Origin of the sequence: Pseudomonas sp. NFPP24, assembly GCF_900112095.1 — a bacterium.
Taxonomy (GTDB): Bacteria; Pseudomonadota; Gammaproteobacteria; order Pseudomonadales; family Pseudomonadaceae; genus Aquipseudomonas; species Aquipseudomonas extremorientalis.
Window position 1 is genome coordinate 230,528 of sequence record NZ_FOKD01000010.1, and the last position, 11,927, is coordinate 242,454.

Below are 11,927 nucleotides of genomic sequence, written 5' to 3' on the forward strand. Positions count from 1 at the left end.
CCCCTCCCACAAGTTCTCATCCGCTTTTAGTTCAGTTCTTTGGTCAGGAATGGCGCAGTCCGGCTGGCCTTGCTTTTGGCAACCTTCTGCGGCGTACCACTGGCCACCACCTTCCCGCCCATATCCCCCGCCCCCGGCCCGATATCGATCACCCAGTCACTCTGCGCCACCACGCGCATTTCATGCTCCACCACGACCACTGTATGCCCCGCGTCCACCAGCTGGTTCAACTGGTTGAGCAGGCGGTCCACATCCCGTGGATGCAACCCGGTGGTGGGTTCATCCAGCACATACAGGGTGGCGCCCCGCGCATTGCGTTGCAGCTCGGTCGCCAGTTTGATGCGTTGTGCTTCACCACCGGACAGCTCGGTCGCCGGTTGCCCCAGGCGCAGGTAACCCAGGCCGATATCCCGCAGCACCTGCAGCGAACGCAACACCCCAGGCTGCTCGGCAAATACCTCCACCGCCTGTTCCACTGTCAGCCCGAGCACGTCGGCGATGCTCAAGCCTTGCCATTTGATCGCCAGGGTCTCGGGGTTGTAGCGTGCGCCGTGGCAGGTCGGGCATGGCGCATACACGCTGGGCATGAACAGCAGTTCAACGCTGACAAAGCCCTCGCCTTCACAGTTCGGGCAACGGCCCTTGGCGACATTGAAGGAGAACTGCCCGGCATCGTAATGCCGCTTCTTCGCCGCCGGAGTGGCCGCGAACAGCTTGCGCACGTTGTCGAACAGCCCGGTGTAGGTCGCCAGGTTGGAGCGTGGCGTGCGACCGATGGGTTTCTGGTCGACCTGCACCAGGCGGCGGATATGCTCCAGCCCGGCGCGGATGTGGCCCCCGCTGGTTTGCGGGGCGTCGTCTTCCAGGCTTGGTTCTTCGTCGTTTTCCATCACACGCCCAAGGCCGGCGCCCACCAGCTCCAGCAGTGCCTGGCTGACCAGGCTGGACTTGCCCGAGCCGGAAATCCCGGTGACCGCCGTGAAGCAGCCCAATGGGAAATCCACGTCCAGGCCCTTGAGATTATTGCGCGTCACACCTTCCAGTTGCAGCCAGCCGGTGGCTTCACGGCGCACCTGAGCCGACACGCGCTGTTCCGCGAACAGGTACGCACGGGTCTGCGACGCCTCCACCTGCGCCAGCCCCGCCGGCGGGCCGCTGTACAGCACCTGCCCGCCCTGTTCACCGGCCGCCGGGCCGACGTCGATCAGCCAATCGGCGCGGCGCATGGTTTCCAGGTCATGCTCCACCACAAACAATGAATTGCCGGCCGCCTTCAAGCGGTCAAGGGCGGTGAACAATGCCTCGCCGTCCGCCGGGTGCAGGCCTGCCGAAGGTTCGTCCAACACGTAGATCACGCCGAACAACTGCGAACCCAATTGCGTTGCCAGGCGCAGTCGCTGCAACTCGCCGGACGACAAGGTCGGCGTGCTGCGCTCCAGGGACAGGTAACCCAGGCCCAGTTCGGTCAAGGTACTGACCCGCTCCAGCAAGTCCTGGGCGATGCGCTGCGCGGCCAGGCGTTTCTCCACCGACAGCTTCATCTTGTCCTGCCCCGCCGCCACCGGTCGCAGCAACTCGGCCAACTGCGTCAACGACAATTGCGACAACTCACCGATGTCCACCCCGGCAAACTTCACCGACAGCGCCGCCTGGGTCAGCCGCTTGCCATCGCACAGCGGGCAGGCGCTGCCCTGCATGAACTGCGACACGCGCTTTTTCATCAGCGCACTCTGGGTATGGGTGAACGTGTGCAGGATGTAGCGCCGTGCGCCGATGAAGGTGCCCTGGTAGCTCGGCTCCAGTTTGCGCTTCAACGCATCGCGGGTCTGTTCCGGGGTGAAGCCGGCGTACACCGGGACGGTGGGGGTCTCTTCGGTAAACAGGATCCAGTCGCGCTGCTTTTTCGGCAGGTCGCGCCAGGGGATGTCCACGTCATAGCCCAGGGTCACCAGGATGTCCCGCTGGTTCTGCCCCTGCCACGCCAACGGCCAGGACGCCACCGCACGCTGGCGAATGGTCAGGGAAGGATCGGGCACCATCAGCGCCTCGGTCACTTCATACACACGCCCCAGGCCATGGCACTGCGGGCACGCGCCCTGGGGCAGGTTCGGCGAAAAGTCTTCGGCGTACAGCATCGCCTGCCCCTTCGGATAACTGCCGGCGCGGGAGTACAGCATGCGGATCAAACTCGACAACGTGGTCACGCTGCCCACCGACGAGCGCGCACTCGGCGTGCCGCGCTGCTGTTGCAGGGCCACGGCAGGCGGCAGGCCTTCGATGCTGTCCACGTCCGGCACGCCGACCTGGTCGATCAACCGCCGTGCATAGGGCGCCACCGACTCGAAATAGCGACGCTGGGCCTCGGCATACACCGTGGAAAACGCCAGGGACGATTTGCCGGAACCCGACACCCCGGTGAACACCACCAGGGCATCGCGGGGGATATCCACATCGACGTTGCGCAGGTTGTGTTCGCGGGCGCCGCGCACGCGGACAAAGCCCGAGGGTTGGGCAGTGATAGAGGGAATATTGCGCGTTGAAGTCATGGACAACCTTGTCGGGCGGTGAGCACGCTGCGCACCCGTTGCGTCAGCGCTTCGGGGCTGTAGGGTTTGCTCAGCAGATGAATATCGGGGCTCAGCAAGTGATTGCTGGAGAGAATGTCACGGGTGTGGCCGGAGGTGAACAGCACCGGCACCGCAGGCGTCTGCTGGCGGGCCCAGTCGGCCAGGTCGGTGCTTTTGACGCGGCCGGGCATGACCACATCGGTGAAGATCAGGTCCGGTGGCGAGCCTGCCTGCAGTTTCGACATAGCCTGGTCACCGTCTTCGGCGGTAAGTACGGTGTAGCCGGACTGTTCGAGCAACTCCACGACGGTCAGGCGCACACCTTCATTGTCCTCGACCACCAGGATGGTTTCCTGGCCGCCGCTGTGCTGCACCTGGTCCATATGCACATCGAGGCTTTCCGGTTCCAGGCTGTGGGGGAAATACATCTGCACCACCGAGCCCTTGCCCTCCTCGCTCCACATTTCCACATGCCCGCCACTCTGGCGCACAAAGCCGAACACCATGCTCAGGCCCAGGCCGGTGCCATGGCCTTCACGCTTGGTGGTGAAGAAGGGTTCAAAGGCACGCTTGAGGGTGCTCTCGGACATGCCGACGCCGGTATCGGCCACCTCCAGGCGCACATACTCGCCGGGCTTGATGCTTTTACCCGCGCAATCGGCCGGATTGAGGATGATATTTTCGCCGGAGATGCGGATCACGCCTTCGCCCTTCATGGCGTCGCGGGCATTGATCGCCAGGTTGAGCAGCGCGTTCTCCAGTTGGTTGCGGTCGACATTGATAAACCAGGCATCCTGGGGCATCTGCACGTCGATATGGATGGTTTCGCCCAACGCCCGTTGCAGCAACTCGCCAAGCCCCGCGTAAATGCGTTGCGGGTTGTACACCGCCGGCGACAGCGGTTGGCGCCGGGCGAACGCCAGCAGTTGCGAGGACAGCTTGGCTCCACGCTCCACCGCCGCAATGGCGGCCGTGACACGCCGCTGCACCTGGGCGTTGTCCGGTTCCTGGCGGGCCAGCAGGTGCAGGTTGCCGGCGATCACTTGCAGCAGGTTATTGAAGTCGTGGGCCACGCCGCCGGTGAGGCCGCCAATGGCTTCGAGTTTCTGCGACTGGCGCAACTGGTCCTCGGCCGCGGAGCGCGCCTGCACTTCGGCGGCCACCCGTTGTTCGAGGTTGTGCGTGAGTTCCCGGCGTACCTGTTCGGACTTCACCAGTTCGGTGGTCTCCACCACAATCGCCAGCACGCCGGCCGGTTGTTGATCGTCGCCGGCCACCGGACTGTAGTAGAGGTCCAGCCACACGGTTTCCGGCTGGCCGTTGCGCAACAGCACCAGGTCCTTGTTGTTGAATGACAGGGTGCCGCCGGCCAGGCAGGTGTCCATCACATGCCGATTGAAGTCGGCCACTTCCGGCCAGCCGAGTTCCACCGGTGTGCCCAGCAGGTAGGGATGACGGCCACCGGCAAAGGCCGAGTAGCTGTCGTTATAGATCATGTGCCCCAGGCGTCCCCACAACATCACCATCGGCACGGGCGAAGCCAGCATCATCTGTACGGTACACGCCAGGCTGGTGGACCAGCGGTCAATGGGGCCCAGGTCGGTGCCCGACCAATCGAATGCGCGGATCCGCTGGGCCATTTCACCGGCCCAGCCTTCGCAGCCGTGGGGGTTGGATAAGAATTGCATCGGTTGGCTCTGTGCGCTAAGAGAACATCGGCAAGTTTTGGAGCGCTGCAAACCCGGATGGTTTCACCTCATCTGCATCAGAAGTGATTACAGCAGAAACCACGGGACTCAGTGAAAATCCCGACTGCGCACATTGATCCCTTCCAACAAGGGCGTCAGGTCGGTCAGGCGCCCGGCGATCAAGTGCCGCACCTCGCCCACCGCTTCCCAGCGCCCGTCCACCTTCAACAGCCGCGAGCCCACCAGCGCCTGGCGTTGACGCTCGGCCAAGTCACGCCAGACCACCACATTGAGGTTGCCGAATTCATCTTCCAGGGTGACAAAGGTCACACCGCTGGCAGTCCCCGGGCGCTGTCGACCGGTCACCAGCCCCGCAACGCTGACATTACGGCCGTGCTCCACCGCCATCAGTTCATGGGAGCTGCGACAGCGGCGCTTACGCAATTCATCCCGCAGCAACGCCAGAGGGTGCGGCCCCAGGGTCGTGCCCACAGTGGCATAGTCAGCCTGCAGGTCTTCACCCACGGTCGGTGCCGGCAACTCGACCGCCGCCTCATCCGGGCTCGGCAGGCCGGCAAACAGCCCCAGTTGCTTGTGCACGCCGGCCACCGCCCAGCGCGCCGTGTGCCGGTTGTCAGCCAGGGCGCGCAAGGCCCCGGCATCCGCCAACAAGGCCTGGGCACGTGCATCCAGCCCGGCGCGCTCGTCCAGGTCGGCAATGTCGCTGAACGCTCGACGCAGGCGCGCGGCTTCGATGCGCCGCCCATCTTCTTCGCGAAACCCGGAGATCATGCGCAAGCCCATGCGAATCGCCGGTTGTGCACCATCGATGGGCTCCAGGCTGCAATCCCAATCGCTGGCCTGCACATCCACCGGCCGGATCTGCAAGCGATGGCGCCGTGCATCCTGCAGGATCTGGTCCGGGCTGTAGAAGCCCATGGGCCAACTGTTGATCAGCGCACAGGCAAACGCCGCCGGTTCATGGCACTTGAGCCAGCAACTGGCGTAGGTCAACAAGGCGAAACTGGCCGCGTGGGATTCAGGAAAGCCATAGCTGCCAAAGCCTTTGATCTGCTCGAAGATCTGCGCGGCAAAGGCTTCGGTGTAACCGTTTTTCAGCATGCCGGTGCGCAGGCGCTGCTGGTGCGGCTCCAGGCCGCCGTGGCGTTTCCAGGCGGCCATGGAGCGGCGCAACTGGTCGGCCTCGCCGGGGCTGTAGTCGGCGGCAACCATGGCGATCTGCATCACTTGCTCCTGGAACAGCGGAATGCCCAGGGTACGCTCCAACACCACTTTCAGCTCCGGCGAAGGATAGGTGGTCTCCTCCTCCTTGTTCCGCCGCCGCAGGTACGGGTGCACCATGCCGCCCTGGATCGGCCCGGGTCGCACGATCGCGACCTCGATCACCAGGTCATAGAACTTCTGCGGCCTGAGCCTTGGCAACATCGACATCTGCGCCCGCGACTCGATCTGGAACACGCCGATAGTGTCGGCCTTGCTGATCATCGCGTAGGTGGCCGGGTCGTCCTGGGGGATCGTCGCCAAGGCCAGGTCGCGGTGGCGATGGCGGCGCAGCAAGTCGAAGCAACGACGGATCGCACTGAGCATGCCCAAGGCCAGGATATCCACCTTGAGCAAGCCCACGGCGTCGAGGTCGTCCTTGTCCCACTGGATGATGGTGCGCTCGGCCATGGCGGCGTTTTCCACCGGCACCAGGGTGTCCAGCGGGTATTCGGAAATCACGAAGCCACCGGGGTGCTGGGACAAGTGCCGAGGGAAGCCGATCAACTGCTGGGTGAGCGTGAGCACTCGGCGCAGCAGTGGGCTGTCGGGGTCGAAGCCGCTTTCACGCAAGCGCTCCAGCGGCGGGGCGTCGTCGCTCCAACGCCCACAGCAGTCGGCCAGGGCGTTGATCTGGTCCGGCGGCAGCCCGAGGGCCTTGGCCACATCGCGCACCGCACCGGCGGCGTGGTAACTGCTGACCACCGCCGTCAGCGCCGCGCGGGTGCGGCCGTAGCGCTGGAATACGTACTGCAGCACTTCTTCGCGGCGCTCATGTTCGAAGTCCACGTCGATGTCCGGCGGCTCGTTGCGCTCCCTGGACAGAAAGCGCTCGAACAACAGGCTCGTCAGGCTCGGGTCGATCTCGGTGATGCCCAAGGCAAAACACACCGCCGAGTTGGCCGCCGAGCCGCGGCCCTGGCACAGGATCGAACGGCTGCGGGCGAACTGCACAATGTCATGCACCGTGAGGAAATAGCTTTCGTAGCCCAGCTCGCTGATGAGCGTCAGTTCGTCATGGATCTGCTGCAAGGTCTTGGCGTCGACCCCCTGCGGCCAGCGCTGGGCGATGCCCGCTTCGGTCACGGCACGCAGCCAGGATTCGGCGTCGTGGCCGCTGGGCACCAGTTCACGCGGGTAGTGATAGCGCAACTGGCTGAGGTCGAAGGTGCAACGCCGGGCAATCGCCTGGGTTTCATCGAGCAGGGCTTGCGGGTACAGCGCGGCCAGGGCATCGAGGCTGCGCAGGTGCCGCTCGCCATTGGGGTGCAGGCGCGTGCCGGCTTCGGCCACCGGCACGTGATGACGGATGGCGGTCATGGTGTCTTGCAGGGCGCGGCGGCCACGCGCATGCATGTGCACATCGCCACAGGCCACCGCCGGGATGTGCAGGCTGGCGGCCAGGTTCAGGCGTTGCTCCAGGTGCCGCGCATCGTCCTGGCCGCAGTGCAGGTGCACCGCCAGCCACAGGCGCCCGGCGAAGGTGCGGCGCAGCCACTGGATCAAGGCCTGGGTGTCGCCGTCCTCGGCAACCCACAGTGCCAGCAGGCCGGGCAGCGGTTGCTCGAAGTCCTCCTGCAACAGGCGATAGCGGCCCTTTTCCGCGCGCCGCCGGGCCACGGTGATCAAGCGGCACAGGTGCTGGTAACCGCTGAGGTCTTCCACCAGCAGCACCAGTTTCGGGCCGTTCTCGATGCGCATCTCGCTGCCGATTATCAGCGGCAATTCCACCGCCTTCGCCGCCTGCCAGGCCCGCACGATACCCGCCAGGGTGCATTCGTCAGTGATCGCCAGGGCGCTGTAGCCTTGGCGCTTGGCCCGTTCGAACAGCTCCAGCGCACTGGACGCACCGCGCTGGAAGCTGAAGTTGGACAGGCAGTGCAGCTCGGCGTAATTCATGCAAACCAGCCTTGCAGCCACAACCCATCGCTTTGCCCGACGTTACGAAAGGCCCAGCCTTGCTGGCCGGCGCGGGTCTGGATCAGGTAGTAGTCGCGGCGGATATCGGCGCCGTCCCACCAGCCCGACTCGATGCGTTCCGGCCCCATGAGGATATTCACGCCGTGTTCGGCCAATAGCGTAGGTTCGCTCAGCAACCAACCGGGGCGTTGCACCTTGTGCAAGGTCGGGCAGAGGTTTTTGTCGCTCGCCGCTTGCCAGGCGCATTCGGGGCGATGGTCGGCGTGGAAGCGCAAGCCCTGCACGGCCTCATCGCCGAGACGGGCGCGCAGGCGTTCGCGCAATTGTTCCCACGGCAAGGTCTGTTGCGGGCGGTCGTCGAACAGGTCCTGGCGCTGCGGCACGAACACCGGCAAATCCTGGGCGACCAGGCGGAAACCGCGTACCGGTGAGGTGACCTGTACCTGCTCCAGGCGACCCCGGGCCAATTCAAACAGCATCGCCGGTTCGCGCTCGGCGCTGAGCAGGCCGACCTTGATCACCGTGTCCGGCGCCTGGGCGTGTTCCAGGTGCAAGTCAAAGCGCTGCACGCCACTGTCGCGGCCACACAGGAAGGCCGACAGATCTACCGTCAAGCGTCGCAAAGGAAACAGCAGCGCCTGATGGGACTGCACGTCGAAATTCAGCTCGATGCGCACGTCGAATCGGTCCGGGGGCTGATAGAACGCCAAGGCCAATGGGCGCTGCCCGGTCAATGCGTCCAGGTGCTTGAGCAGGTCGGCATCAAAGCGTCGCGCCAAGGTGTGCCGAGGCAGCGCTTGCACCTGGGCCAGGCGGCGCAGGCCCATGCGCGACAACGCCGTGGCGGCCTGCGGGTCGAGGCCGGCGCGATCGATGGGCAGCGGCGCCAGGGCCTGTAGCAAGCCGTGATCCTGCACCGCCAAACCATCGTAGAAATTCGCCAGCACCCGCGCCGCCGCCGGGTTGGGCGCAGCGACGATGCGGTGACGAAAACCCAGTTCGGTCAATTCCTGGCGCAAGCGTGCTTCGAACCGCGGCCACGGCCCGAACAGGCCCAGGCTCGATTCAATCTCGAACAACAAGGCACGCGGGTAATACAGGCTGACCTGGGAACTGAACTGGTAGGCCCAGGCAGCCAGGAACTGTTGATGGCGCTCGATCTCGGCGGGGTCGTATTCGACGCTGGCAAAGGTTTTGGTCAGGGCATGCGCCGCCGTCAGGGATTGACCGGGGCGCAGGCCCAGGGCGCGGGCGGCGTCATTGACGGTTTGCAGCACGCGCCGCTGTGGCGTGCCGGCCAGCAGGGCCAAGGGTTGGTCCGGCTCGGGGTGCACACGCTGCACCCCGTCCAGCGCCAATTGCGGGAAGACAATACACACCCAGCGCATGACAACCTCAGTGCCCCGCCAGGGCAATCGGCACCGGATGGGCCAGCCCGCCCCGACACTTGAGCACCCTTACCTGCGCGGGCTTGGCCTCCACGGCCAGGCGTAACGCGGCGGGCGATGAGTTGACTGACTCACTCAAGGCGCGCCAGGCAAACGCCAGGGTCTGCCCGGTTTCCGCCGCCACTTGCAGGCGCCGCAGCGCCCGGTCATCGGCCTTGCGCGGCCAGCACAGCACCGCCCCGCAACTGCCGGAACGCAGGCATTGCTCCACCGCCCACAGGGCATCGCGTTCCTCGGCCTGGATCACCGAGAGCAGGCGCAGGTCCACCCCGGCGTTCTGCCAGGCATGGGGGTACGGTGTATACGGCGGCGCCACCAAGACAATGCGCTCCCCTGCCTTCGACAAGCGCGCCAGGGTCGGCAGCACCAGTTGCAATTCGCCCACACCTTCCTTGGCCATGAGGATTTCACTCAAGGCCGCCTCCGGCCAGCCGCCCGTGGGCAGCACCGCGTCCAGCGCCGCCAGCCCGGTGGGATGCACACTGGACGGCGGAGCGGCGGGCCGGCCCTTCCAGACACGCCCGCCATTGAACAGCGTGTCCAGCGCAACCACGGCGCCCATCAGCCTTGCCTCACCAAACCGCAGAACACCCCTTCGATGGCAAGGTCCTGGTCGGGCCCCACCACGATGGGTTGATACGCGGGGTTGCGCGGCAGCAGACGCACGTGGTCGCCACTGCGCTCGAAACGCTTGATGGTCACATCGCCGTCCAGGCGCGCCACCACGATCTGCCCGTTCAAGGCCTCGGCACTGCGGCGTACGCCGACCAGATCACCGTCGAGAATGCCGTCCTCGATCATCGAATCGCCCTGCACCCGCAACAGGTAGTCCGGGGTTTTCGCGAAGGTCGACGGGTCCAGTTGCAGGCGGCTGTGCACTTCGGCATCGGCGCCGATGGGTAAACCTGCGGCCACGCGACCGAGCACCGGCACATCCAGCCATTCCGGGCGCGCCGGCTGGTTGAGCAAACGAATGCCACGCGCCTGGTTGGGGTTGACCTCGATAAACCCGGCTTCGGTCAGCGCCAGCACATGCTTGCGCGCCACGCTGCGCGAGGCAAAACCGAACGCCTCGGCGATCTCGGCGAGGCTGGGAGGCTGGCCTTGTTGCGCGATGCGGTCGCGGATAAAGGTCAGGATGGCGGTACGGCGGGGGGTTAGAGTCGTCATGGAGTACATTTGTACTCTTGTGGGAAATTTCTGACAATAGCCGCTAGTCGCGTGATAGCGGACGAGCACTGTCGAACCGTCCCACATAACCGCCGGATAAGCGCTACTCCCCTGCCCTGCAAACGTCCGCAAAGTCCCTCGCCTGACTACACAGTGCGAGGGATTGCAGATGACGTTATGGGTTTTGGCTCCGGTTGATGGGGCTGTTTCATGATCGAAGTGACCAGCCAAACCATTGGCTATTTGGTACTGGCCACCCTGGATTCAAAGACGCGAGACGTCGAATCCGTTATCCGCGACTTCAAGCGCTGCCTCAATCACTACGACGCCTGGGCTTCGAGCTTTTTCAGCTTTTCGGCGCTGGATATCGAGCAGGTCTTCAAGGTTGGAGATGAAGTGGCGCTGGTCGCGCCGATCAATCGCTCCCTGTTTCCCAGCACCACCACCGCAACCTGCCAGGCAGACGGCACGCTGACCCTGGTGCATATGTTCCAGAGTTCTCGATTTGTGCCGATTGGCGATACGCCCGTGATGGTGCAGCGCATTGATCCGAAGGGTGGCCCGCTCGGGGAGCCCATCCATAAAACCATCGGACCCAGCGGCATTCTCGAAATCAAGGAATGTGATCGTAACCAGCAGTACCGGGTCAGTTTCTATCCCAACGTTTCCAAGGCGCACTTCAAGGCGCTGTACGCCTCTTATCAGTCGGTTATCGAACCGCTGGAAGGCTGGCTGCGCCGTGAATGGGCCACCACCTTCGCCGCCTTGTGGAAGGGTTATTCCGAAGCCAATTTTCTCAAGCGCTACCTCTCGCTGCACGAAGCCTATGCACGCGGGTTTAGTGGGGCGTTGTATTCACTCTGGGACAACATCACGCAGATGCTTCAGTGGTTTCTGGACCCGCTGAAGCATGCCGAAAAGCTGCTGCATTACCTGAGCCAGGAAGAATTCGAAAAGCTGTTGAAGCTCGGCACCGAAAGCATCGCAAAGGGCTTGCTGGTGCTGAGTGATGAGCCGTTGCTGTTCATTTATCTGTCGGCAATGGTCAGTTGGACGCGGATGTTGCCGCCGCCTTATATGAATGAGCTGCTGGGGGAAATCAGCGCTGAAGTATTGATCAATTTGCTGCTGTGCCTTGCCACGGCAGGTATGGGGATGGCGGTACGCATCAGTACGAAGGTGCTGGGCAGCATCAAGTCTCAACGTGCGCGCAAATGGCTTGAGCACATGGCTGGGCAGTTCGGGAATTTTCGTGCGGATCACACGCAGGTGGCCAAGCCGATATTGCTCGGTAGCCAGGCGACGACGATCAAGACGATTCCGGATGCGCCGTTGAAGGCTGGGGATCAGGTGGTTTCCAACGCGGTGCCGGTGGTGCGCAGCAAGTCCCAGCGAACCGCGTTGGTGCGGCAGGAGACCGTGGATGACGTGCCGGTTTCTGCTCGCAACCCGAATGGGGATGCGGCGGCATCTTCGGACAAGACCGCCACCAACGGCTGCCCGGTGTCGATGGTCACCGGCGAGGAACTCCTGAGCCTCACCGATGGGACGCTGGACGGGATCTTGCCGTTTGAGTGGACGCGGTTGTATCGCACCAGTGCGGTGGAAGTGGATGTCGGGCTGGGGTTTGGCTGGAGTCACGCGCTGGCGCATCGGCTGGTGGTTGTGGGTGATGCGGTGGTGTGGACCGATCATGAAAACCGCTCCACCACCCTGCCCTTGCCGTCGACTTCTCGCCCCGCAATCACCAACAGTCTGGCCGAAGCCGCAATCTATTTGGGTGCTGTGCCTGATGAACTGGTGCTGGCCCAAGCGTCACGTTTCTACCACTTCCGCGACGGTGTGCTGACAGC

At 64.1% G+C, this 11,927-nt stretch carries 7 protein-coding genes; 1 reads left to right on the top strand and 6 read right to left on the bottom strand.

Translation table 11 applies throughout. The annotated features are described in order from the left end of the window. Nucleotides 1-26: 26 nt before the first annotated feature. The 6 genes from uvrA to lexA all read right to left on the bottom strand — a co-directional run bounded on the left by uvrA (nt 27) and on the right by lexA (nt 10,083). Complete coding sequence (gene uvrA / locus BM026_RS21830) at nt 27-2,546, bottom strand: excinuclease ABC subunit UvrA (RefSeq protein WP_093513413.1); 2,520 nt, start codon at nt 2,544-2,546, stop codon at nt 27-29. Continuing rightward, entirely contained in the window at nt 2,543-4,255 is a 1,713-nt protein-coding gene (locus BM026_RS21835) for an ATP-binding protein (RefSeq protein WP_092244395.1), read from the bottom strand. Before BM026_RS21835 ends, uvrA begins: the two co-directional genes overlap by 4 nt. Before the next feature lie 108 nt (nt 4,256-4,363). Next, nucleotides 4,364-7,456: an error-prone DNA polymerase gene (locus BM026_RS21840; RefSeq protein ID WP_218189406.1), complete on the bottom strand. Its 3,093-nt coding sequence runs from the start codon at nt 7,454-7,456 to the stop codon at nt 4,364-4,366. Then, entirely contained in the window at nt 7,432-8,844 is a 1,413-nt protein-coding gene (locus BM026_RS21845) for a Y-family DNA polymerase (RefSeq protein WP_093513415.1), read from the bottom strand. The genes BM026_RS21840 and BM026_RS21845 overlap by 25 nt, the downstream gene beginning before the upstream one ends. A 7-nt stretch (nt 8,845-8,851) precedes the next feature. Beyond that, nucleotides 8,852-9,466, bottom strand: coding sequence for a translesion DNA synthesis-associated protein ImuA (gene imuA, locus BM026_RS21850; RefSeq protein ID WP_093530061.1), 615 nt, complete (start codon nt 9,464-9,466; stop codon nt 8,852-8,854). After that, a complete protein-coding gene (gene lexA, locus BM026_RS21855) occupies nt 9,466-10,083 on the bottom strand; it encodes a transcriptional repressor LexA (protein WP_093513416.1) in 618 nt (205 codons plus the stop codon). Before lexA ends, imuA begins: the two co-directional genes overlap by 1 nt. A 201-nt stretch (nt 10,084-10,284) precedes the next feature. Here lexA and BM026_RS21860 point away from each other — a divergent pair. Then, nucleotides 10,285-11,927 (top strand): DUF6531 domain-containing protein (locus tag BM026_RS21860; protein ID WP_256575542.1); only part of this gene is annotated, 1,643 nt, incomplete at its 3' end.

Excerpts from the sequence above, each read along its gene's own strand:
- uvrA (WP_093513413.1), bottom strand. The coding sequence starts at position 2,546 with ATGACTTCAACGCGCAATATTCCCTCTATCACTGCCCAACCCTCGGGC.
- BM026_RS21835 (WP_092244395.1), bottom strand. The coding sequence starts at position 4,255 with ATGCAATTCTTATCCAACCCCCACGGCTGCGAAGGCTGGGCCGGTGAA.
- BM026_RS21845 (WP_093513415.1), bottom strand. The coding sequence starts at position 8,844 with ATGCGCTGGGTGTGTATTGTCTTCCCGCAATTGGCGCTGGACGGGGTG.
- imuA (WP_093530061.1), bottom strand. The coding sequence starts at position 9,466 with ATGGGCGCCGTGGTTGCGCTGGACACGCTGTTCAATGGCGGGCGTGTC.
- lexA (WP_093513416.1), bottom strand. The coding sequence starts at position 10,083 with ATGTACTCCATGACGACTCTAACCCCCCGCCGTACCGCCATCCTGACC.